Source organism: Streptomyces olivoverticillatus (assembly GCF_014203555.1).
GTDB classification, from domain to species: Bacteria; Actinomycetota; Actinomycetes; order Streptomycetales; family Streptomycetaceae; genus Streptomyces; species Streptomyces olivoverticillatus.
The window spans coordinates 163,695-185,904 of the sequence record NZ_JACHJH010000008.1; the positions used below are offsets into that span (position 1 = coordinate 163,695).

Annotated in this window: 17 protein-coding genes; 9 read left to right on the forward strand and 8 right to left on the reverse strand. The window is 72.5% G+C overall.

Features of this window, described 5'->3' with window-relative positions; genetic code table 11:
- The first annotated feature begins 163 nt into the window (after positions 1-163).
- From FHS39_RS23440 to msrB, 4 genes are all read left to right on the forward strand, one after another.
- On the forward strand, positions 164-1,408 hold the full coding sequence (locus FHS39_RS23440) for a sensor histidine kinase (RefSeq protein ID WP_425507811.1): 1,245 nt from the start codon (positions 164-166) through the stop codon (positions 1,406-1,408).
- Positions 1,405-2,046 (forward strand): response regulator, encoded by a 642-nt coding sequence (locus FHS39_RS23445; RefSeq protein ID WP_184351414.1) that lies wholly within the window; start codon positions 1,405-1,407, stop codon positions 2,044-2,046. Before FHS39_RS23440 ends, FHS39_RS23445 begins: the two co-directional genes overlap by 4 nt.
- Positions 2,047-2,130: 84 nt before the next feature.
- Positions 2,131-3,525 carry a UDP-N-acetylmuramate--L-alanine ligase gene (gene murC / locus FHS39_RS23450; RefSeq protein ID WP_184351415.1) on the forward strand — a complete coding sequence of 465 codons (1,395 nt, stop codon included), beginning with the start codon at positions 2,131-2,133 and terminating at the stop codon, positions 3,523-3,525.
- 26 nt (positions 3,526-3,551) lie between these two features.
- A complete protein-coding gene (msrB, locus tag FHS39_RS23455; protein ID WP_184351416.1) occupies positions 3,552-3,959 on the forward strand; it encodes a peptide-methionine (R)-S-oxide reductase MsrB in 408 nt (135 codons plus the stop codon).
- 7 nt (positions 3,960-3,966) lie between these two features.
- Here msrB and FHS39_RS23460 read toward each other — a convergent pair whose 3' ends face one another.
- The 5 genes from FHS39_RS23460 to glgX all read right to left on the reverse strand — a co-directional run bounded on the left by FHS39_RS23460 (position 3,967) and on the right by glgX (position 11,742).
- The gene (locus FHS39_RS23460; protein ID WP_184351417.1) at positions 3,967-4,257 is read right to left on the reverse strand and encodes a DUF3303 family protein; all 291 of its coding nucleotides are present in this window, start codon (positions 4,255-4,257) and stop codon (positions 3,967-3,969) included.
- Between the two features lie 125 nt (positions 4,258-4,382).
- A complete protein-coding gene (treZ, locus tag FHS39_RS23465) occupies positions 4,383-6,140 on the reverse strand; it encodes a malto-oligosyltrehalose trehalohydrolase (protein ID WP_184351418.1) in 1,758 nt (585 codons plus the stop codon).
- A gap of 68 nt (positions 6,141-6,208) precedes the next feature.
- A complete protein-coding gene (locus FHS39_RS23470) occupies positions 6,209-7,120 on the reverse strand; it encodes a GNAT family N-acetyltransferase (protein ID WP_184351419.1) in 912 nt (303 codons plus the stop codon).
- 66 nt (positions 7,121-7,186) lie between these two features.
- Entirely contained in the window at positions 7,187-9,562 is a 2,376-nt protein-coding gene (treY, locus tag FHS39_RS23475; RefSeq protein ID WP_184351420.1) for a malto-oligosyltrehalose synthase, read from the reverse strand.
- 56 nt (positions 9,563-9,618) lie between these two features.
- A complete protein-coding gene (gene glgX / locus FHS39_RS23480; RefSeq protein WP_184351421.1) occupies positions 9,619-11,742 on the reverse strand; it encodes a glycogen debranching protein GlgX in 2,124 nt (707 codons plus the stop codon).
- Between the two features lie 261 nt (positions 11,743-12,003).
- Here glgX and FHS39_RS23485 point away from each other — a divergent pair, with 261 nt between their 5' ends.
- Together FHS39_RS23485 and FHS39_RS23490 are read left to right on the forward strand one after the other, a co-directional pair.
- Positions 12,004-13,257, forward strand: a complete 1,254-nt coding sequence (locus tag FHS39_RS23485) for an SAV2148 family HEPN domain-containing protein (RefSeq protein WP_184351422.1) — start codon at positions 12,004-12,006, stop codon at positions 13,255-13,257.
- A gap of 107 nt (positions 13,258-13,364) precedes the next feature.
- Positions 13,365-14,066 carry a 3'-5' exonuclease gene (locus FHS39_RS23490; RefSeq protein ID WP_184351423.1) on the forward strand — a complete coding sequence of 234 codons (702 nt, stop codon included), beginning with the start codon at positions 13,365-13,367 and terminating at the stop codon, positions 14,064-14,066.
- 20 nt (positions 14,067-14,086) lie between these two features.
- Here FHS39_RS23490 and FHS39_RS23495 read toward each other — a convergent pair whose 3' ends face one another.
- Positions 14,087-14,401, reverse strand: coding sequence for a hypothetical protein (locus tag FHS39_RS23495; RefSeq protein WP_184351424.1), 315 nt, complete (start codon positions 14,399-14,401; stop codon positions 14,087-14,089).
- A 250-nt stretch (positions 14,402-14,651) separates the two neighbouring features.
- Here FHS39_RS23495 and FHS39_RS23500 point away from each other — a divergent pair, with 250 nt between their 5' ends.
- A complete protein-coding gene (locus tag FHS39_RS23500; RefSeq protein WP_184351425.1) occupies positions 14,652-15,527 on the forward strand; it encodes a zinc metalloprotease in 876 nt (291 codons plus the stop codon).
- Here FHS39_RS23500 and FHS39_RS23505 read toward each other — a convergent pair whose 3' ends face one another.
- A complete protein-coding gene (locus FHS39_RS23505; protein WP_184351426.1) occupies positions 15,528-16,403 on the reverse strand; it encodes a phosphotransferase in 876 nt (291 codons plus the stop codon).
- 139 nt (positions 16,404-16,542) lie between these two features.
- On the opposite strand from FHS39_RS23505, the gene mgt reads away from it, so the two are divergent.
- Both mgt and FHS39_RS23515 read left to right on the forward strand, forming a co-directional pair.
- Positions 16,543-17,748 carry a macrolide-inactivating glycosyltransferase gene (mgt, locus tag FHS39_RS23510; RefSeq protein WP_184351427.1) on the forward strand — a complete coding sequence of 402 codons (1,206 nt, stop codon included), beginning with the start codon at positions 16,543-16,545 and terminating at the stop codon, positions 17,746-17,748.
- Between the two features lie 297 nt (positions 17,749-18,045).
- Entirely contained in the window at positions 18,046-19,272 is a 1,227-nt protein-coding gene (locus FHS39_RS23515) for a S8 family peptidase (RefSeq protein WP_184351428.1), read from the forward strand.
- Between the two features lie 76 nt (positions 19,273-19,348).
- On the opposite strand, the gene FHS39_RS23520 is transcribed toward FHS39_RS23515, so the two are convergent.
- Complete coding sequence (locus FHS39_RS23520) at positions 19,349-22,183, reverse strand: NACHT domain-containing protein (RefSeq protein ID WP_184351429.1); 2,835 nt, start codon at positions 22,181-22,183, stop codon at positions 19,349-19,351.
- Positions 22,184-22,210 lie beyond the last annotated feature (27 nt).

Here is a 22,210-nt window from a genome sequence, read left to right on the forward strand (position 1 = left end):
GGGCTCCGACGACGACCCCTCCACCCTCCCGCCCGACGCCCCGCCCCGGCATCGGGGCAAGGAGCGGTCCTCGCCCCCTCCGTCCGGTGCACCCGAAAATCAATCGAACGGTTGACGGTCCCGCGCGCGGGCGCACCCGGCCCGGGACCGTACGCTCGATGGGGTGAGCCGAACGAGCCTCCCCGACCCCGCCGCGACACCTCCGCCCGCGGCCGGTGACGCCTCGCGCGCGCACGCGCGTGCCGCCGCCGAAGCCCCCTCGCTGCGGCTGGTCCGCCTCGCCCTGCACGGCTGCTTCTACGCCCTGCTCGCCGTCGCCCTCGTCCCCGCGCTGACCGGCCCCCGCGCCGCGGCCGTCGCCCCCGCGGCCCTCGCCCTCGCCGCCGTATACGGCGCCGGCGCCGTGCGGCAGGCCCGGCGGCCCCGGCTCTGGCTCGCCGCCGTCACCGCCCTGTGGCTCGCGCTCCTGGTGCTGGACCCCGGATTCAGCTACGTCGTCTTCCCGCTCTTCTTCCTCTGGCTGCACGCCCTGCCCGTCCGCTGGTCCCTGCCCGCGGTCGCCGCGGGCACGGCGGCCGTCGTCGCCGCCCAGGCCGCCACGCCCGGCGGCCTCACCGCCGCCAAGGTGATCGGCCCGGCCGCCGGTGCCGCCGTCGCCGTCCTGACCGCCTACGGCTACGCGACGCTCTACCGCGAGAGCCGGGCCCGCCAGCGCCTGATCGACGACCTCGTGCACACACGTGACGAACTGGCCGCCGCCCAGCGCGAAGCCGGCCGGCTCGCCGAACGCCAGCGGCTCGCCCGCGAGATCCACGACACCCTGGCCCAGGGCCTGTCCAGCATCGTCCTGCTCGCCCGCGCCGCCGAGAGCGGCACCCCCGAGGCGCACCGCGAGCGCGTACGCGAGATCGGCCGCACGGCCTCCGACAACCTCGCCGAAGCCCGCCGCTTCGTCCACGCCCTCACCCCGCCCGCCCTGGAGGACGCACCCCTGCCCGAGGCGCTGCGCCGGGTCACCGCCCGCACCGTCCCCGGCGCTGCCTTCCGCCTCGACGGCGAGCCCTGCCCGCTGCCCGTGGAGACCGAGGTCGCCCTGCTGCGCCTGACCCAGGAGGCGCTCGCCAACGTCGCCCGGCACGCGCGGGCCGACCACGCCGCCGTGACCCTCGCCTTCCACGACGGACAGGTCACCCTCGACGTCTACGACGACGGCGTCGGCTTCACGCCCGGCACCGGGCCCGCCGACGGGCGGCCGAGGTTCGGCCTGCACGGGATGCGCGAGCGCATCGCCGAACTGGGCGGCACGCTCACCGTCGAGTCGGCCCCCGGCGAGGGCACCGCGGTCGCGGCGGCGCTGCCCGTCCCGGCGGCCGCGCACCCCCGCGACGCACTGGGGGAGGCCGCGTGACCGCCACCGTCCGGGTCCTCCTGGTCGACGACCACCCCGTCGTACGGCGCGGGCTGCGCGCCATGGTCGATGAGCTGCCCGAGGTGGAGGCGGTGGGCGAGGCGGCCGACGGTGCCGAGGCGCTGCGGCTGCTGGACGCCGGGGCCCGGCCCGACGTCGTCCTGATGGATCTCCAGATGGGCGACGGCATGCACGGCGTGGAGGCCACCCGCAAGATCACTGCGCTGCCCGACCCGCCCGCCGTGCTGATCCTCACCACCTACAGCACCGACGCCGACATCCTCGCCGCCGTCGAGGCCGGGGCCACCGGTTACCTGCTCAAGGACGCGCCGCCCGAGGAGGTCGCCGCCGCCGTGCACGCCGCCGCCCGGGGCGAGACCGTCCTCGCGCCGCCCGTCGCGGCCCGGCTGCTCGGCCGGGTCCGGTCGGGCGGCAGGCCCGCCCTCTCGCCCCGCGAGACCGAGATTCTCGGCCTGCTCGCGCAGGGGCTGCCCAACCGGCAGATCTCCCGCCGCCTCTTCATCAGCGAGGCCACGGTCAAGACCCACCTCGTGCACATCTACGGCAAGCTCGGCGTCGACAGCCGCACCTCGGCCGTCGCCGCGGGCCTGGCGGCGGGGCTGATCCGCCCCGTGTGACGCCCGCGTGCCGGGCCCGGCACGGGCTGTCGGTGCCGGGTGCGAGAATCGGGGGAGCAGATCACGAGACAGGGAGCACCGCACATGGCACCGGCCGTCCCCGCGACGATGGACCGACCGCACTTCATCGGCATCGGCGGTGCCGGAATGTCGGGCATCGCGAAGATCCTCGCGCAGCGCGGCGCGGCCGTCGCGGGCAGCGACGCGAAGGAGTCGGCGACGGCCGAGGCGCTGCGGGCGCTCGGCGCCACGGTCCACATCGGGCACGCGGCCGGCCACCTCGCCGAGGACGCCACCTGCGTGGTCGTCTCCAGCGCCATCCGCGCCGACAACCCCGAGCTGGCCGCGGCCGCCGGGCGCGGCATCCCCGTCGTCCACCGCTCGGACGCGCTGGCCCGCCTGATGGACGGCCTGCGCCCGATCGCCGTCGCCGGCACCCACGGCAAGACGACCACGACGTCGATGCTCGCCGTCTCCCTCGACGCCCTGGGCCTCGACCCCTCGTACGCCATCGGCGGCGACCTCGACGGCCCGGGCTCCAACGCCCGGCACGGCAGCGGCGAGATCTTCGTCGCCGAGGCCGACGAGAGCGACCGCAGCTTCCACAAGTACGCGCCCGAGGCCGCGATCATCCTCAACGTGGAGCTCGACCACCACGCCAATTACGCGTCGATGGAGGAGATCTACGAGTCCTTCGAGACGTTCGTCGGCCGCATCCGCCCGGGCGGCACCCTCGTCGTCTCCGCCGACCAGGAGGGCGCCCGCGAGCTGACCCGCCGGGTGCGCGGCCGGCACGACATCGAGATCGTCACCTACGGCGAGTCCGAGGATGCGGACGTGCGCGTCCTCAAGGTCACCCCGCGTGGCCTGACCAGCGAGGTCACCGTCGACCTCAAGGGCAGCGAGCTCACCTTCGCCGTCTCCGTCCCCGGCCGCCACTACGCGCTCAACGCGGTGGCCGCCCTCGCCGCGGGCGCTTCGCTGGGCGTCCCGGCGGCCGGTCTGGCCGAGGCGCTCGGCACGTTCACCGGCGTGGGCCGCCGCCTGCAGCTCAAGGGCGAGGCGGGGGGTGTGCAGGTCATCGACTCCTACGCGCACCACCCCACCGAGATGACCGCCGACCTGGAGGCCATCCGCGGCGCCGCGGCCGGCTCCCGGGTACTCGTCGTCTTCCAGCCGCACCTCTTCAGCCGCACCCAGGAGCTGGGCACCGAGATGGGCCAGGCCCTGGCCCTCGCCGACGCCTCGGTGGTCCTGGACATCTACCCGGCCCGCGAGGACCCGGTCCCCGGCGTCACCAGCGCCCTGATCATCGACGCGGCGCAGGCCGCGGGCGCCGACGTGCGCTCCGAGCACGACATGGCCGCGATCCCGGACGTGATCGCGGGAATGGCCCGGTCCGGCGATCTCGTTCTGACCATGGGCGCGGGCGACGTCACGGACCTCGGCCCGAAGATCCTGGCCCGCCTGGAGGGCTGATCGACACACCGCGGAGGGTGCACGACATGGCGTACGAGGTCGAGAAGACGGACGAGCAGTGGCGCGCGGAGCTGTCCCCGGCGGAGTACCAGGTGCTCCGCCGGACCGGCACGGAGCCGGCCTTCCGCGGTGAGTACACCGACACCAGGACGGCGGGCGTCTACTCCTGCCGGGCCTGCGGCGCGGAGCTGTTCCGCTCCACGGAGAAGTTCGCGAGCCACTGCGGCTGGCCGAGCTTCTACGACCCGAAGGACTCCTCCGCGGTCGAGCTCGTGGCGGACCGCTCGCACGGCATGGTCCGCACCGAGGTGAGGTGCGCGCGCTGCGGCTCGCACCTCGGCCACGTCTTCGAGGGCGAGGGCTACCCCACGCCGACGGACCAGCGGTACTGCATCAACTCCATCTCGCTGCGGCTGGAGCCGGAAGAGGGCTAGCCGGTCCTCAGCCCAGGGCCGCCAGGCCCTTGCGCAGGTCGTCGGTGTTCATCACCGGGTGGAGTTCGACCTCGGCCTCCATGTCGAGGAAGAACTTCTCCACGACGGCGGGCAGCTGCGAGGGGTCCTGCAGGTCGAAGACGAGGAGGCAGGTGCGGCCGCCGTCCAGCGTGGTGAAGTAGGCGGCCTCCGGGCGGAGCTGCCCGAGGATCTCCTCCATGTGCTTCGCCATGGTGCCGTCGCGGATCATGTCGTTCGCCGCACGGGTGTCCAGCCGGGCCCTGAGTAGCGTGCGCATGTCCTCACTCCTTCGCGGGCGCGGCCGCGCGGAGCTGCCGACCGCACTCCTGCGAAGCGCGGTCGCGTCACTTCCAGGGTCGGTCTGGCCGCCCGCAGGGCGCAACCCGGCAGCGCGCCCCCCCGCTAACGCTCCAGGCACCGCAGGACGGCCGCCGTCTCGGCGGGAAGCCGCAGGCCCCCGCCTGCCTCCGGGAGGGCGACCGGCCGCCACGCCGCCACGACCTCCTCGTACGTCACGTCCGGCGCCGTCGGCAGCTCCACGGGCCGGTCCGCCAGGTTCACGGCGACGAACAGCGCCCCGCGCCGGAAGCCGACGCACGGACCGGGGACGACCGTGGGCTCCTCCTCGCCGAGCCACTCCCCGGCGGCCAGAGCGGGCTCCGCGCGCCGCAGCGCGATCAGTTGCCGGTACCAGGCGAGCAGCGAGGCATGCGGATCGCGCCCGGGCTCCGCCCAGTCCAGGCACGACCGCAGCCGCGTCGCCGGATCCTGTGGATCCGGAATCTCCTCCTCCGGCCAGCCGTGCGCCGCGAACTCCCGCCGCCGCCCGGTGCGGACCGCCTCCGCCAGCTGGGGGTCGGTGTGGTCGGTGAAGAACTGCCAGGGGGTGCGGGCGCCCCACTCCTCGCCCATGAACAGCATCGGCGTGAACGGCGCACCCAGCACCAGCGCGGCCGCACAGGCCAGGGCGCCGGGGGAGATCCGGGCCGAAAGCCGGTCACCCAGCGCCCTGTTGCCCACCTGGTCATGCGTCTGCGCATAGCCCAGGAGCCGGTGGGCGGGCGTGGCGCGCCGGTCGAGCGGGTAGCCGTGCCGGCGGCCGCGGAAGGCGGAGTACGTGCCGTCGTGGAAGAAGCCGCCGCGCAGCGTCTTGGCCAGGGCGCCGGCCGGATCGGCGGCGAAGTCGGCGTAATAACCCTGCGATTCACCGGTCAGGGCGGTGTGCAGCGCGTGATGGAAGTCGTCGTTCCACTGGGCGTGCACGCCCATGCCGCCCGCCTCGCGCGCCCGCGTGGTCGCCGGGTCGTTCAGGTCCGACTCGGCGATGAGGAACAGCGGCCGCCCCAGCCGCCGGGCCAGGCCGTCGACGGCGGCCGACAGCTCGGCCAGGAAGTGCTTGGGCCTGCTGTCGGCCAGCGCGTGCACCGCGTCCAGCCGCAGCCCGTCGAGCCCGTAGTCGCGCAGCCAGGCCAGCGCACTGCCCGTCAGATACGCCCGCACCTCGGCCGATCCGGGGGCGTCGAGGTTGACGGCCGCGCCCCAGGGGGTGTGGTGGGTGTCGGTGAAGTAGGGGCCGAACGCGGGCAGATGGTTGCCCGAAGGCCCCAAGTGGTTGTGCACCACGTCCAGGACGACGCCGAGCCCCAGCGCATGCGCCGCGTCGACGAAGCGCCGCAGCCCGGCCGGGCCGCCGTAGGGCTCGTGCACGGCCCACAGGGACACACCCTCGTACCCCCAGCCGTGCGTTCCCGGGAACGGGCAGACCGGCATCAGCTCCACATGCGTGACACCCAGCTCCGCCAGGTGCGGGAGCCGTCCGGCGGCCGCGTCGAAGGTGCCCTCGCGGGTGAACGTGCCGACGTGCAGCTCGTAGAGGACCGCGCCCGGCAGCCCGCGGCCGGCCCACTCCGGCCCGCTGCCGAAGCGGGCGAAGTCGACGACGGCGCTCATTCCGTCGGGCCCGTCCGGCTGGCGGCGCGAGCGCGGGTCGGGCCGGACGGGCCCGCCGTCCAGGGCGAAGCCGTAACGGCTCCCGTCGTCGGCGGACGCCTCGCGGCACCACCAGCCGGGGCGGGCGGGGTCGGGGGACATGGCATACGCCGCCCCGTCCGCATGGAGGTCGACGCGGCCGGCTTGGGGTGCCCACACCTCGAACAGCATGGTGGGATTCTGCCCGCCCGGGGCCCGCGGATTTCAGCTGAACCCGGACGGAATCGACGGGGCTGCCCCTACGGCACCAAGTCGATGCGCTCCTGCGTCACCGGATACCCCGCCCGCGCGAAGCCCGCCGCCATCGGGAAGTTGCCCTGATCGGTCGCGGCGGCGATCCGCGACGCCCCCTGGGCCACCAGGTCGTGCGTGCACTCCACCAGCAGGTCGTAGGCGTAGCCCCGCCCGCGCCACTCCGGCACCACCCCGATGTAGCCGACGCACGGCCCTCCGGGGTTGCGCGCGGGCACCTGGATGCCCACCAGCTCGCCCTGCGGGGTGTACGCCAGCTTCCACCACTCCCGCGGCGAGGGCAGCCACTCCAGGACGTCCATGAACTCGTCGAGCGCGGCCTCGGGGCCCAGCTCGGCGATGTTCCTGCGGTCGTGCTCGTCGAGCGTGCCGGTGTGGGTGCGCCGCACCACGTCCCGGATCACCGCGTCGTCGGGCTCCGGCCGGAACTCCAGCCGTCCGGGCCGCTCCGGCAGCCCGCAGGCGGACGTCCATTCGTAGCGGTACCGCTCGACCAGCGGCGTCATCCCGGCGGCCACCGCGGCCGAGATCCGCGCCTGCGCCGCGGCCCGGACCTCCGGTATCCCGCGCCAGCCGGGCGGCACCAGCAGGCTGTACTCGGCACGCAGGGGCGAGGCGCGCAGCAGTTGGACCGCGGCTTCTTCCTCGCCCTCGGCGAAGTCGAACCAGTCCAGGGCCTTGGGCACCGTGTCGTCCGGCGCACCCCACCAGGCGGCGCGCGCGACGACCTTGCCGTCGCGCAGCGCCACCCATGTCCACTCCGGGCGGTACTCGCCGCCCTCGTGGACGGGCACGTAGGTGTGGCCCATGGCCGCCCGGCCGACGAGGCCGGGGTCGGGCAGGGAGGTGAAGAGAGCGGTGTCGTGCTCGGTGAGCGCGCGGACGACCGGATCGGACATAAAACTCCTCGAGTTGGACAGCTCACGCACCGTAGGCCGCCGTCCCGGTCCGGTCCACCGGTTTTCTCACCGGCTCCGGGTCAGCAAGGCCACCGGATACGCGCCGTCCGACAGCGCCGATACCGGCAGCCACCCCTCGTACACGCGCCCCGTCAGCAACTCCTGCCACACACCGCCGCCCGGCAGCGGTACCACCGTGCCGTCCGCGCCACCGCGCTGTGCCAGCCGGTGCGGCAGGCGCAATGCGGCGGCGACCACCTCGCCGGAGCGGACGAACGCCACGCAGTGATCCGCCGCCGGGCCGAGCGCGGGCAGGGGCTCGTAAGAGGCGGCGGCGCCGAACCACTCGGGATGCTCGCGCCGCAGGCCCAGGGCGGTCCGGGTGAGGAGGAGCTTGTCGGCGGCGAGACCCGCCGGCTCCGCGTCCTGCTCCCCGGCGCGCGGCGGGCGCCGGTTGTCCGGGTCGACCAGGGCGGTGTAGAGGCCCTCGGTGCCCATGTAGAGGTCGGGCACGCCCGGCATGGCCAGGTGCAGCAGGGCCGCGCCGAGGGTGTTCGCCCGTATGCTCGCCGCCGCGGCGCCCTCAAGCTCCGCCAGCGCCTCGTACGACGGCCCGCACGGCCCCGCCGCCACGAAGTCGGCGACCGCCGCCTCGTAGGCCGCGTCCGGCTCCGTCCAGCTCGTCAGCAGCGCTGCCTCGCGCACGCTCTTGAGGACGGCCGGCCCCAGCCGCCGCGCGTCCGGCGTGCCCAGCCCGAAGGCGCTCTGCCAGGCCGTCCACGCCACATGCGGGTCCGGTGCCGCAGCCCGGTCCCACAGCCGGTCCATCAGCCGCGCCCACGCGCCCGGATGCTCGGCGAGGGCGGCGATGCGCGCCCGTACGTCCGCGCTGCGCTTGGTGTCGTGGGTGGACAGCACGGTGCCCGTGGCGGGCCAGTCGCGCTGGAGGCGGGCGCAGAAGGCGTGGAACTCCGCCGGAGTGACCGAGGGGCGGTCCGGGGTGCCGCCGACCTCAGTGGCCGACAGCAGGGGCGCGTAGCGGTAGAAGGCCGTGTCCTCGACGGACTTGGCGCGCAGCGCGGAGGCGGTCTGCGCGAAGCGGGCGCAGAAGTCCCGGTGGTCCGGCCCGTCCGCGAGCCGGCCCAGTGCCGCGTCCCGGACGAACTCCACCGCGCGCGCCTCCTCCGGCACGGCGAAGGCCGCACGGGCCTGCTGGGCGGCCTCGTCCAGCAGCGCTGCGTCCGCGGGGGCCACGGGTGTGCCGGGCACGGCGTACGGCCGGTAGACGGGCAGCCGGACCATGGTCTCGACCAGCGCGGTGCGCACCGCCCAGGGGGCGTGGTCGCGCAGCAGGTGCGAGGCCTCGCAGATGCGGCCCGCGGTACGCACCAGGCGTTCGACCTCGGCGGCGAGCTCGTGGGTGAGGATGCGGTAGGCGGCGCGGCGCACGGTCGCGGGCCAGTCGCCGCCCCGGTCGGGCGCGGCGCCGGTGAAGGCGCGGTAGGCGGCGGTGAGTTCGGCGGCGCCCTCGGGGTCGGTGAAGACCCCGTCGAGGTGGCGCAGCGCGTCGTAGCCCGTGGTCCCGGCGACGGGCCAGTCGGCGGGCAGCCGTTCGTCGCCGCTGAGGATCTTTTCGGCCACCGTCCAGCGGCCGTCCGTGGCCCGGTGCAGCCGGCGCAGGTAGCCGGGCGGGTCGGCGAGCCCGTCGGGGTGGTCGACGCGCAGCCCGTCGACCACGCCGTCGCGCAGCAGCTGGAGCACCTTGGCGTGGGTGGCGTCGAAGACCTCGGGGTCCTCGACGCGGACGGCGATGAGCTCGGAGACGGTGAAGAAGCGCCGGTAGTTCAGCTCGGTGCGGGCCACGCGCCACCAGGCGGGCCGGTACCACTGGGCGTCCAGCAGCTCGGGCAGCGGCAGCCGTTCGGTGCCGGGCCGCAACGGGAAGGCGTGGCCGCGGTAGCGCAGCACGCCCCCGTCCGGCTCGAACCGGCCGAGCTCCTCGCCCAGGGGGCCCGTGAGGACCGGCAGCAGCACCTTGCCGCCGTGTTCGGCCCAGTCGATGTCGAACCAGCGGGCGTACGGCGAGGCCGGGCCGTCCCGCAGCACCTGCCACAGCGGCCCGTTGAGGTGCTCGGGCGCGGGCACGGCCATGTGGTTGGGGACGATGTCGAGGACCAGCCCCAGCCCGTGGGCGTGCGCGGTGCGGGCCAGCGCGCGCAGCCCCTCCTCGCCGCCCAGCTCCACCCGTACGGCCGTGTGGTCGACCACGTCGTAGCCGTGCGCGGAGCCGGGGACGGCCTCCAGGACGGGGGAGAGGTGCAGGTGCGAGACCCCGAGCCCGGCCAGGCGGGGCACGGCCGCTTCGGCCGCCGCGAAGGGGAAGCGGGGCTGGAGCTGGAGCCGGTAGGTGGCGGTAGGCGTGCCGGAGCCGTCGCATGTCACAAGAACATACGTACCCACAACCGCCCGGTCATGCCGCAGGGGAACCTGCGGGGCCCTCACGCCGGGCGCTGGAGCACCGTCAGGCTGCGGTCCCTGACCGTCAGCCGGTCGCCCGCCTGCACCTTGGGCCCGGCCGTCACCCCGTCGGGGCGGGCGGTCTCGACCACGACCTGCCACTGCCTGCCGTGGTCGACGGGCACCACGAAGTCCAGCGGCTGGTCGTGCGCGTTGAACATCAGCAGGAAGGAGTCGTCGACCACGGGCTCGCCGCGCGGCCCGGGCTCGGAGATCGCACCGCCGTTGAGGAAGACCGTCAGCGACCTGGCGTGCGCCGCCTGCCAGTCGGTGTCCCGCATCTCATCCCCTTCAGGGGTGAACCAGGCGATGTCCGACAGGTCGTCATGGGTGCCCTGCACCGGGCGGCCGTGGAAGAAGCGGCGGCGCCGGAAGACGGGATGGTCGCGGCGCAGCCACACCAGCGAGCGGGTGAACGCCAGTATCCGGCGCGCCCGCGCCGAGGACTCGCCGTCGGCGTCCGGCCAGCGCACCCAGGACAGCTCGCTGTCCTGGCAGTAGGCGTTGTTGTTGCCGTACTGGGTGCGCGCGAACTCGTCGCCGTGGCTGAGCATCGGCACGCCCTGGGACACCATCAGGGTGGCGATGAAGTTGCGCATCTGCCGTTCGCGCAGGTCGAGCACGCCCGCATCGTCGCTCTCGCCCTCGGCCCCGCAGTTCCACGACCGGTTGTGGCCCTCACCGTCCTGGTTGTGCTCGCCGTTGGCCTCGTTGTGCTTGTCGTTGTAGGCGACCAGGTCGTGCAGGGTGAAGCCGTCGTGGCAGGTGACGAAGTTGATGGAGGCGAGCGGCCGCCTGCCGTCCCCCTGGTAGAGGTCGGACGAGCCCGTCAGCCGGGAGCCGAACTCCGCGAGGGTGGCGGGCTGCCCGCGCCACAGATCCCGCGAGGTATCGCGGAATTTCCCATTCCATTCGGCCCACAGCGGGGGGAAGTTCCCCACCTGGTAGCCGCCCTCTCCCACGTCCCACGGCTCCGCGATCAGCTTCACCTGGCTGACCACCGGATCCTGCTGCACCAGGTCGAAGAACGACGACAGCCGGTCCACCTCGTGGAACTGCCGCGCCAGCGTCGCCGCCAGGTCGAAGCGGAAGCCGTCCACATGCATCTCGGTCACCCAGTACCGCAGCGAGTCCATGATGAGCTGCAGCACGTGCGGACTGCGCATCAGCAGCGAATTGCCGGTGCCGGTGGTGTCCATGTAGTAGCGCGGGTCGTCGGCCAGCCGGTAGTACGAGGCGTTGTCCAGCCCCCGGAAGGACAGCGTCGGCCCCAGGTGGTTCCCCTCGGCCGTGTGGTTGTAGACCACATCGAGAATGACCTCGATGCCCGCCGCGTGCAGCGCCCGCACCGCCGACTTGAACTCCAGCACCTGCTGCCCCCGGTCGCCCCACGAGGCGTAGGCATTGTGCGGCGCGAAGAAACCGATGGTGTTGTAGCCCCAGTAGTTGGCCAGCCCCGCATCCACCAGCCGGTGGTCGTTGACGAACTGATGGACCGGCATCAGCTCGATCGCGGTCACCCCCAGCTCCGTCAGGTGCTCGATGACCGCCGGATGCGCCAGCCCCGCGTACGTGCCGCGCACCTCCTCCGGCAGCGCCGGGTGAAGCATCGTCAGGCCCTTCACATGGGCCTCATAAATGACCGTACGGTGGTAGTCCGTGCGCGGCGGCCGGTCGTCGCCCCAGTCGAAGTACGGGTTGACCACCACCGAAGTCATCATGTGCGGCGCCGAGTCCATGTCGTTGCGCTTCTCCGGCCGCCCGAAGCGATAGCCGTAGACCGCCTCCCCCCAGCCGATCTCGCCGCTCACCGCCTTCGCGTACGGGTCCAGCAGCAGCTTCGCGGAGTTGCAGCGGTGCCCCCGCTCCGGCTCGTACGGGCCGTGGGCGCGGAAGCCGTAGCGCTGACCCGGCATCACACCCGGCAGATACGCGTGCCGCACGAAGGCATCGCTCTCGCGCAGCTCGACCGCGGTCTCCGAGCCGTCCTCGTGCAGCAGGCACAACTCGATCCGCTCGGCGGTCTCCGAGAAGACCGCGAAGTTGGTGCCGGCGCCGTCGTACGTGGCGCCGAGGGGGTACGCCTGTCCCGGCCAGACCTGCATGTGTCGAGTCTTCCACTCGGGGACGCGCTTTCCGCAGATCTTCCCCAAAAGGACAGCGCCCACCGGCCTCTTTGGCTCGCCCAACCGGGTGACCACCACCCGTCCGGCTATGAATCAGCTCACTCCCGCCGCCACCACGCCCGACAACCGCCACGTCGAGCGCGCGAGTTGGCCGGAGGCCGAAGCGACGCGGGTGCACCGCCTCCCGCCCGCACAGTAGTCTGCCTTGATCGTTGGACGGGGGCGGAAGGCGGTGTACTGGTGAGCTCGGGCGGGCTGGAGCTGCCCCCTGGTGACGGCGTCCCCGGGGGAGAGGGCGGGACCGGCACGCCGCCGGGCGCGGTGTCCCTGGCGCAGCCGAGGGAAATCGGGGCGGGGCTGGACTGGGACGCCGCGGCCTGGAGCGAGGTGCGCACCCGCGCCCGCCGGGCCGGGCGCGCCTACATCTGGCTGAACCTCGTCGAACAGCGGCTGCGGGCCGTGGTCGCCGCCGTGCTGCGCCCGGTCTACGAGCCGGTGCACGGCGAGGACGAATGGGTCGTCGCCGCGGCGGGGCCCGCGGGCCAGGAGTGGGTCCAGCGGGCCGTGGCGGTACGGGAGGTCAGCCGCCGCAAGGGCTATCTGCTCGACCCGGCCGACGACAACGTCCTCAGCTTCCTCACCCTCCCGCAGCTGCGCGAGCTGCTCGTCCAGCACTGGCCGTGCTTCGAGCCGTATCTCGACGACCGCCGCGAGCTCGAACTCGCGCTGGACGAGTTGGAAGTGGCCCGCAACGTCGTCTCGCGCAACCGCGCGCTGTCCCAGACCGTCCTCGCCCAGGCCGAACGGGCCTCGGCGCGGCTGCTGGACATCCTCGGCGGCAGCTCGGCGACCACCGGCACCACCGCCGACCGGCTGCCCGTCGACGCCGTGGAGGACCTGGTGGGCGACCGCTACGCCGACGTCGTCGGCGTCCACCCCGACCGGGTGCGCCTGCAGCGCCAGCTGCCCGTGGAGGACCTCTTCGGCAGCGCCCGCCGCCTCGACGCGGTGGGCATAGGCCTGAACCTCCTCGTCCAGAACTACTCGGGACGGCGTCTGGTCCGGCTGGCCGAAACCGGCTGCCGGGCCCGGCTGCTCTTCCTCAACCCGGCCAGCAGCGCGGTGCGCCGCCGCGAGCGCGAACTGGGAATCAAAAAGGGCGAGATGAGCCGGTCCGTCGAGATGAACATCATGCACATGCGGCGGGTACGCGACCGGCTGCACGACCCCGCCGCCTTCGAGATCCGGGTATTCGACGAGACCCCGCGCTTCACCGCCTACCTCGTCAACGGCGACGGCGCGGACGGGCTGGCCGTGGTGCAGTCGTACCTGCGCAAGGCCCGCGGCATGGAGGCGCCGGTGCTGGTGCTGCGCGGCGGCGGCCGGCAGGTGCTGCGCGAGGGGCGGGGCGCCGACGACTCGGTGGGCGGGCTGTTCGAGACGTACCGGGAGGAGTTCGAGGGCGTGTGGGCGGACTCGCGCCCGGTGTCCTGACGGCGGCCGGCGACGGTCGGCGGCCGGTTGTCAGTGGGCCGTGGCAAGGTGGGTGGACCGACGGGGGAGCACCACGGCACCACCGCACCATCCATGGGGGGACCGCCATGACCTGGCACGAGGAGCCGCTGATCGGCTTCGACTTGGAGACCACCGGCACAGACCCGGCCGAGGCGAGGATCGTCACGGCGGCGATCGTGGAGACCAAGGGCGGCGAGCCGGTGGCGAGCCGCCGGTGGCTGGCCGATCCTGGGGTGCCCATCCCCGCCGAGGCCGCCGCCATCCACGGGGTGACGGACGAGCGGGCGGCGGCGCTGGGCAGGCCGGCCCGCGAGGTGGCGGAGGAGATAGCCGCCACCCTGGCCGGGCACTGGGAGGCGGGCGTTCCCGTCGTCGCCTACAACGCCTGCTTCGACCTCAGCCTGCTCTCCGCGGAGCTGCGGCGGTACGGGCTGCCCCCGCTCCGGGAGCGGCTGGGCGGCGAGGAGGTGGGTCCCGTCGTCGATCCGTACACCATCGACCGGGCGGTCGACCGCTACCGCAAGGGCAAGCGCACCCTGGCCGCGGTCTGCCAGGAGTACGGCGTCGTGCTCGACGGGGCACACGAGGCGGAGGCCGACGCCCTGGCCGCGGTCCGGGTGGCGCGGGCGATAGCGGTGCGCCACCCCGGTGTCGCCGAGACGGATCCGGCGCGGCTGCACCGCGATCAGGTGCGGTGGTACGGGGAGTGGGCGGCCGGCTTCCAGAAGTGGCTGCGGAAGCAGGGGGATGCGACGGCGGTCGTGGACCCGCGGTGGCCGCTGCGGTGAAGCCCACGGCCCGGCCCCGGTCACTCCCTTAGCCTGAGCAGCTCCTCGTCACAGGAGACGATCTCCAGCTCCCGGCCGGGCAGCCCGGCCGCGGGGAAGGAGACCGCCAGGTGGCTGCCGTCCTTGGTCTGCCACAGGCCCGGCACCGAATCCAGGGCGTCACCGCGCCCGATGGGGTGATCGGTGAACGTGCCGTCGGCGGCGAACTCCATCCCGCGCCGCCCGCGCGCGGGCGGGAAGGGGTGGCCGTGGGGCCGGTAGGCGGTGATGCCGTCGTCGTCCTCCTCGAAGGAGTGCACCCAGCGCCGGAAGAGAGCGGAAGGCGGTTCGTTCATTCCCTCACCCACCTCGATCGTTGCCTGACACCACATGAACGACGGCTATCCGGAACGGCACTGCACAGTTGTCGGCGGTTTCCGTGCTGCCCGGCACCATCCGTGCCCTCCGCGTTTACCGTAATCGTCATCGGGCCCGCTACCCCCACCCCATGCCGCGGTCCGCGGCGATGCGAGGAGGCGCAGCATGCCCGAAAACCGGCGGTCAACAGCAGCGGGCAGGCCACCCGAAAGCCTGTTGTGCGGGACGATGGAGGTCCATCGGAGGCTGCTCACCGAGCACCCCGGATACGCCGCCGCCCGCACGGCCCTGGAGAACAGGGCGTTCGCCTACGAAAAAGGGCACGAGCGGACCGCGCGAGCGGGCGTGACCCGCATCCCCGTCGTCGTCCACGTCGTCTACCAGACGGACGACCAGAACATCGGCGACGCTCAGGTCGCCGCCCAGATCGACGCCCTCAACCGCGACTACCGCAAGCTCAACGCGGACGTCGCCCAGGTGCCGGCCCCATGGCAGGCCGTCGCCGCCGACAGCCGCATCGAATTCCGCCTCGCCGTCACCGACCCGGCCGGAGCGCCCACCAACGGCATCACCCGTACCCGCACCGGGCTCGCGAGCTTCGACACCGACGACGCCGTGAAGTCGACGGCCGACGGCGGGTGCGACCCGTGGCCCGCCGACCGCTACCTCAACATGTGGGCCTGCCCGCTGGGCGGCGGGCTGCTGGGGTACGCACAGTTCCCCGGCGGCCCGGCCGCCACGGACGGCGTGGTCATCCTGCACTCCGCCTTCGGCACCGGAGGCACCGCGGCGGCCCCCTTCGACCTGGGCCGCACCGCGACCCACGAGGTGGGCCACTGGCTCAATCTCTTCCACATCTGGGGTGACGACGGCACCGGCTGCAGCGGCAGCGACTTCGTGGCCGACACCCCCAACCAGGGCGGCCCCAACTTCGGCAAGCCGGTCTTCCCCCGCCTTTCGTGCAGCAACGGTCCCGACGGCGACATGTTCATGAATTTCATGGACTACGTCGACGACGCGGCCATGGTCATGTTCACCCAGGGGCAAGTGGCGCGCATGGACGCCACCCTCGACGGGCCCCGCTCGTCGTTCACCGCAGGCTGATCAGAAGGGGTACCACCGCACCGCCGGGTCGCCTTCGCGCAACGAGGCGACCCGGCGGCCGAACTCCGCCCGTGCCGCCGGGTTGCCGGGGGCGTGCTGGGCCACCCAGGCGCAGCTGGCGGTCTCCCGGGCGCCGCGCAGCACGGCGCAGCCCGCCCATTCGCGCACGTCCCAGCCGTAGGTGTGCACAAAGGCGTGGTACTCCTCCGGGTCGAGCCCGTACCGGTCCAGGCTGAGGGCCGTCACGACCAGGTCGTGCTCGCGCAGGTCGCCGGCGAACGTCTCCAGGTCGACCAGGACCGGGCCGTCGGGGCCGATGTGCACATTGCGGGGGAGCGCGTCGCCGTGGATCGGGCCTGGAGACAGGTGCGGGGTGAGGGCGGCGGCCGCGGCGGCGAAGCCGTCCCGGCGCTCGCGCAGATAGTCGGCGTCGGCGGGGTCGATCGCGTCCCCGGCCAGCCGCAGCCACCGCTCCACCCCGCCGAGCAGGTCGCGCCGGGGCAGCTCGAACCCGGGCGCGGGCAGGGCGTGGACGAGCCGCAGCAATTCGGCCAGGTCGGCGGGGCGCGCCGGGCGTTCGGGCGCGGGAAGCCGATGCCACAGCGTCACGGGGTGGCCGTCGGCGAGGAGCACCTCGGTCTCGGCGGCGCGTACGGCAGGAATGTCGCTCTCGGCGAGCCAGGCGGCGATGCGCAGTTCGCGGCGCGCCCGCTCCAGCAGGCTCGCTTCCCTGCCCACCTTGGCCACGAGGCCGCCCGCGGCGAACACCGCGTTCTCGCCGAGCGCGAGGAGCTCGGCGTCCGCCGCCGGCAGGGGTGCGCCTGCCGCCGCGAGGAGCTCGCGGGCCCGCTGTTCCGTGAATGCCGCGTCCGTCACGTCGTGGATGCCTTCCGTGCCGCCGTCGAGGGATCGAGTCGAGGGATCGATGGGTCGGGGGCCAGTGTCTCAGGTGGCCGTTCAAGTGGCCGAAAGAAATCGATTGAACGAGACGTATCGTCTCGGTTAATCTGCCGCCATGCATACCCCGGAAACCCAACGCCCCGCCCACATCGCCATGTTCAGCATCGCGGCGCACGGTCACGTCAACCCCAGCCTCGACGTCGTCCGCGAACTCGTCGCCCGTGGCCACCGGGTCACCTACGCCATCCCCGAGTCCTTCGCGGACATCGTCGCCGCGACCGGCGCCGAGCCGGTGATCTACGACTCCACCCTGCCGAGCGCCGGCGACCCCGACGCGTGGGGCAGCGAGCTCATCGATTACATCGAACTCTTCCTCAACGACGCCATCCACGTCCTGCCCCAGCTGGCCCGGGCGTACGAGGGCGACGAGCCGGACCTCGTCCTGTACGACATCACCGCCTACCCCGGGCGGGTTCTGGCGCACCGCTGGAACGTGCCGGTCGTCCAGCTGTCCCCCAACATGGTCGCCTGGGAGGGGTACGAGGAGGAGGTCGCGGCCCCCCTCTTCGATCCCGTCAAGAAGACCGCGCGGGGTGCCGCCTACTACGAGCGCTTCACCGCCTGGCTGGGGGAGAACGGCATCACCCTCCACCCCGACCACTTCACCGGGCGCCCCGAGCGCTGCCTCGCGCTCATCCCGCGCGCCATGCAGCCCAACGCCGACCGGGTCGACGAGACGGTCACCACCTTCACCGGGCCCTGCCAGGGCGACCGCAGCGACCAGGGTGTGTGGGAGCGCCCGGCGGACGCGGAGAAGGTGCTGCTGATCTCGCTCGGCTCGACCTTCACCAAGCAGCCCGGCTTCTACCGCGAGTGCATCGAGGCCTTCGGCGACCTGCCGGGCTGGCACGTCGTCCTGCAGATCGGCAAGCAGGTGGACGTGGCGGAACTCGGCACCATACCCGCCAACTTCGAGGTCCGTTCGTGGGTGCCGCAGCTCTCCGTCCTGCAGCAGGCCGACGCCTTCGTCACCCACGCCGGGATGGGCGGCTCGCAGGAGGGTCTGGCCTGCGGCGTGCCGATGGTCGCGGTGCCGCAAGCCGTCGACCAGTTCGCGAACGCCGCGGTGCTGGAGCAGCTGGGCGTCGGTCGGCACGTCCCGAAGGAGACGGCCACGGCCGAGGCGCTGAGGGAGGCGGTGCTCTCCCTCGTCGACGACCCGGCGGTGGCAGTCCGTTCGGCGGCCCTCAAGGCCGAGCTCGCCGCGGAGGGCGGCACTCCGCGCGCGGCGGACCTTATCGAGGCCGAGCTCCGTTTCTAAGATGCAAAGCAGCCACATTCACAGGCGGTAAAGCCTTGTAGGCAAGGTGGGTTGGACGTGTGTTCGTGATGTAAAACGTGACAACGGTTGTCGATCCGGCTGTCCAATTTGCCGTCGTTCAGCGGGGTTTGGAAATACGCAAGTGCGTTGCGTATGTCACACCTGCGTGCGGAAGTTGAGTTGAGCGCGACAAACCTGAAAGGGTTTCGAGTCACCCGGGGCGAATTTGCTTTCGCCTCGGGTGCGTTGAGACAACGCGCTATCCCCCCCCACAACCGCACGAGGAGGAACCTCGTAATGGCAGAACACAAGCGCGCCGGCAAACGGCGGCTCGTACTGGCGATATCCACTGCGGCCGCGGTCACCGCCGGGGCCACTTTGCTGGCCCTGCCCGCCGGCGCGTCGCCCGCCGAAGGCACCGTCTATGGCGCGGACGCCAAGGGCGCGATCGATGGCAGCTACATCGTCATGCTCAAGGACGATGCGGGTGCCAAGGGCACGCATGCCCTCTCCACGGAAAGCAAGGACCTTGCCCAGCGGTACGGCGGCAAGGTGAACCGCACCTACACCTCGGCCATTCACGGCTTCTCGGCCAGCGGTCTCGACCGCACCGAGGCGAAGCGGCTCGCCGCCGACCCGTCCGTCGCCAAGGTGGTGCAGAACCACCGGTTCAGCATCAACGCCACGCAGGAGGCGCCGCCGTCCTGGGGTCTGGACCGCATCGACCAGACCGAGACCAAGGGCGACGGCAAGTACACCTACCCGGACTCCGCGGGTGAGGGCGTCACCGCGTACGTCATCGACACCGGCGTGCGCATCAGCCACAAGGACTTCGGTGGCCGCGCGGCGTACGGCTTCAACGCCGTGGACAACAACGACAAGGCGGACGACGGCAACGGCCACGGCACGCACGTGGCGGCCACCATCGCCGGCTCGACGTACGGCGTCGCCAAGAAGGCCAAGGTCGTGGCCGTCCGGGTGCTCGACGCGAACGGCTCCGGCAGCACGGAGCAGGTCGTCGCGGGCATCGACTGGGTCACCAAGAACCACAAGGGTCCCTCCGTGGCGAACATGAGCCTCGGCGGCGGCGCGGACGAGGCCCTCGACGCGGCCGTGAAGAAGGCCATCGCCTCCGGCGTGACCTTCGCCGTGGCCGCGGGCAACGAGTCGACGGACGCGGGCAACGGCTCCCCGGCGCGGGTGAAGGAGGCCATCACGGTCGCCTCCACGACCAAGGACGACCAGCAGTCCGACTTCTCGAACTACGGCAGCGTGGTCGACCTCTACGCTCCGGGCTCGGACATCACGTCGGCCTGGAACGACAGCGACTCGGGCACGAAGACGATCTCCGGCACGTCCATGGCCACCCCGCACGTCACGGGCGCGGCCGCGGTGTACCTGGGCGCCCACCAGGGCGCCAAGCCGGAGGAGGTCGAGGCGGCCCTGGTCAAGGGCGCGACACCGGACAAGGTGTCGAACCCGGGCGCGGGCACGCCGAACAAGCTCCTGAAGGTCGTGGAGTAACCCTCGCGCGGTGACGCACGAACCGGTCGGCCGCCGTTCCCCACCCCCACGGGGGACGGCGGGCGGCCGGGCGTCGTCACCGGCGGGGGCGGGGGCGGAGGGTGACTGCTCCGGGCGGGAAGAGGTCGAGGCCGGTGATTTCTTCGGCGTCGGTGATGACGATGGCCGGCACACTCCGTGCACCCGACAGGGCGGTGAGATCAACGGTGCGCCCCGAGCTCATCCGGCAGAGGATCTGCAGTGACCGGAGGCGGGGGAAGGCCTCCGTCACGGGCGTCAAGTCGCGAGCGTCCACGGGGTCGATGAGCGACAGATCGGTCACCTGAGGAAGTGGCGGCCTCCCGGCCAGGAGAGCCACGTCCTGGTCGGCGAATTGCATACCGGCAAGGCAGGAAATCGAGGTGAGTTCGCTCCAGGCCGTCTCGGAAACTCCCGGAGCGCCGAGGCTGAGGTATTCCAGGCAGGTGAACCGGGAGATGCCGTCGAGCACCGTCGACCGGCATGTTTCCTCCCAGAGGCGGAGCTCGCGCAAGTGTGAGGGTGCGGGAAGCGAGGCCAGGTCGGGGCAGGGCAGGCGGGCGTGGAGGTCGAGACGCACGAGTTCGGGTAGGTCCGCGAGGGGACTCACGTCCGAGAGGTCGGATACGCGCAGGACCAGATCGGTCAGGCGCAGTCCGCCGAGTGATGAGATGTCTTGTATTCCGTTGCCCGTCAAGATGAGGCTGCGGACCTTGGGCAGATTCCTGATGAAGGAGAAGTCGCTCAGCCGGCGATTATTCGTTATGCCGAGAGAGAGGAGCCGGTTCGGGTCGGCCACGGACATGATCTCTTCCGAGGAGAAGTCTCCTGTGAATGACATGCCCGACTTGTGGGGAAGGTTCGGCAGCTCCCGTAACTCGGCGCCCCTGCTGACCGTGATGGAGCTCTTTCCCGGAAGGTGCCGGAGGATCTCTTCTGCGTACTCCTGGGCGTCAAAGGCGTTCCATCCGTGCACCAGGGCATTCTCAACAGCGATGTGAGGACAGTCGCGGTACCGTTTGAGCAAGGCCAGTGCAGCGTCTCCGCCGACCTGCAAGGCGGTCTGGACGACGGCCGTTGCCTCGTCCACCTCGAGCCCGTCCGGAGCCGGCAGCAGGTCCAGGATCACCGGACCGACCGGTGCCAGTCTCCAGGCCTCTTCGTAACTGCGCGGCGGCAGCACCCCCGCCACCCGGCTCTCCACCATCTCCCGCACCTGTGGATCCAGCTCCGTCGCCTGCTCCAGGCACGCCATGGCGAGCAAGTGCAGCCGCATCCCGTGCTTGGCCACCTTGTCCCCCCGCGCCACAAGCCGCCGCAGCAGCGTCGCCCGTTCCGCAGGCCGCGCATGGGCCACCGCCATGCGCAGCACGTCCTCCCACTGGTCGTCGTGCGCGTGCCGCACCAGGAGCCCCAGGTCCCGCACCTCCACGGCCGCCTTCGCCCCCAGGTAGTCCTGAAAGGTGCGGTGCACGAAGTCGATCGTGTCCGCCGTCGGGCGGCGCAGCAGCCCGCAGCGGGACACCAGGTGTCCGAGCACCTGCACGGCGTCGCCCTGTGAGGACACCGCAGGCATGGAGGGCAGTGCCTCCTCGACGACCGCGAGTGCCGTCTCCTCCTCCATCTCCGCCTGGCCGTTGCGGATGAGCCAGTAGGCCAGGCGCTGGAGCAGCTGGACGGCCTGGTGCCGGTTGAGGCGGATGCCTTCGGGCGTGCCGATGTCGCGCTCGTCGTCCCTGCGCACCAGCAGCATCGACAGCGCCGCCTCGTACAACTCCAGCCGTCCGTGCGGCAGATGGCCGCGTCGGTCGCGGTGCAGGGCGCACATCAGCGCACACATCAAGGGCGTGGTCGCCAGCTGGGCGAGGTCCCGCTGTCCTCTTACCGCGTCCTTGAGGCTCTCCCGCAGCTCCGGCGGGGCGCCGGCCGCGGCGTGCCAGCGGGAGACGAAGACCGTGACGTCCCGCCGGTTCATCGGCCGCACGGTCAGTTCCGTGAAGTCCAGCCCTTCGAGCCACCGTTCGGGCACGGCGGACGGCCGCGTGGTCACGGCGTAGTGGGCGTCCGGATAGGCGGCCAGCAGCTCCCTCAGCCACTCCCGGGTGTGTTCACGCCGCTGCTTGGGCACCTCGTCGATGCCGTCGACGAGCACCAGCCCGCGCCCCGCCCCCAGCACCCGGTCGGCCCAGCCCGGCGGTTGCGCCGCGGCGAGCACGCTTCCCGTCGCTTCCAGGAACTTGCCGGGATCCGGCAGCGGGCCTTGGCGGTCGAGGGTGCGCAAGGGGAGCACAAAGGGAATGAGGTTGCCGAGGCGGGCGAGCTCTTCCGGCGGAGACCGCCGTGCCGCAGTGACCGCGAGCCACTGCAGCAACGTCGTCTTGCCGCTTCCCGCCAGGCCGCGGACCATCGTGCGCCGCTGCCCCGACAGAGCCCGCTCGGCCCGTTCCACGGTGAGCGAAGGGCCGTGACCCTTGAACCACTCGATGTCCGGGTGGCCGCGCTGTGCCGCCAGCTCCAAGCTGAGATACGCCGCATCGAGCGGCCAGCACGCGCCGTCCGGCCGGTCGAGGTCCAGCCCCACGACCGTCAGCCGGCTGTGCCGGTCGATGACGTAGCTGCGGTAGCGCTTCTCGAAGGCGGCGTCCTCGCCGGTCGGAACCAGTGGGGCCACCGCTTGGGCCCGCAGCGACAGCAACGCGTCCACGTCGCCGCGCAGCACCTTGGCCAGGGACGTCAAGGTCTCCTCCGACGGCACCTTCCTGCCGTTCAGCGCTTGACTCACCGTCGTGTGGCCGAGCCCCGACAGCCGTTCCAGTTTGACCATCGAGAGATGGCGTGCAGCCCTCAACCGACGGAGTTGCGCGGCCAGTTCATCCCGTGCGGAAGCGCCCATGCGTTCATCTTCATACGCCGAACGGCA

Excerpts from the sequence above, each read along its gene's own strand:
- FHS39_RS23520 (WP_184351429.1), bottom strand. The coding sequence starts at position 22,183 with ATGGGCGCTTCCGCACGGGATGAACTGGCCGCGCAACTCCGTCGGTTG.
- FHS39_RS23490 (WP_184351423.1), top strand. The coding sequence starts at position 13,365 with ATGACCTGGCACGAGGAGCCGCTGATCGGCTTCGACTTGGAGACCACC.
- FHS39_RS23470 (WP_184351419.1), bottom strand. The coding sequence starts at position 7,120 with ATGTCCGATCCGGTCGTCCGCGCGCTCACCGAGCACGACACCGCTCTC.
- FHS39_RS23460 (WP_184351417.1), bottom strand. The coding sequence starts at position 4,257 with ATGCGCACGCTACTCAGGGCCCGGCTGGACACCCGTGCGGCGAACGAC.
- glgX (WP_184351421.1), bottom strand. The coding sequence starts at position 11,742 with ATGCAGGTCTGGCCGGGACAGGCGTACCCCCTCGGCGCCACGTACGAC.
- murC (WP_184351415.1), top strand. The coding sequence starts at position 2,131 with ATGGCACCGGCCGTCCCCGCGACGATGGACCGACCGCACTTCATCGGC.
- mgt (WP_184351427.1), top strand. The coding sequence starts at position 16,543 with ATGCATACCCCGGAAACCCAACGCCCCGCCCACATCGCCATGTTCAGC.
- FHS39_RS23495 (WP_184351424.1), bottom strand. The coding sequence starts at position 14,401 with ATGAACGAACCGCCTTCCGCTCTCTTCCGGCGCTGGGTGCACTCCTTC.
- treZ (WP_184351418.1), bottom strand. The coding sequence starts at position 6,140 with ATGCTGTTCGAGGTGTGGGCACCCCAAGCCGGCCGCGTCGACCTCCAT.
- FHS39_RS23515 (WP_184351428.1), top strand. The coding sequence starts at position 18,046 with ATGGCAGAACACAAGCGCGCCGGCAAACGGCGGCTCGTACTGGCGATA.
- msrB (WP_184351416.1), top strand. The coding sequence starts at position 3,552 with ATGGCGTACGAGGTCGAGAAGACGGACGAGCAGTGGCGCGCGGAGCTG.
- FHS39_RS23500 (WP_184351425.1), top strand. The coding sequence starts at position 14,652 with ATGGAGGTCCATCGGAGGCTGCTCACCGAGCACCCCGGATACGCCGCC.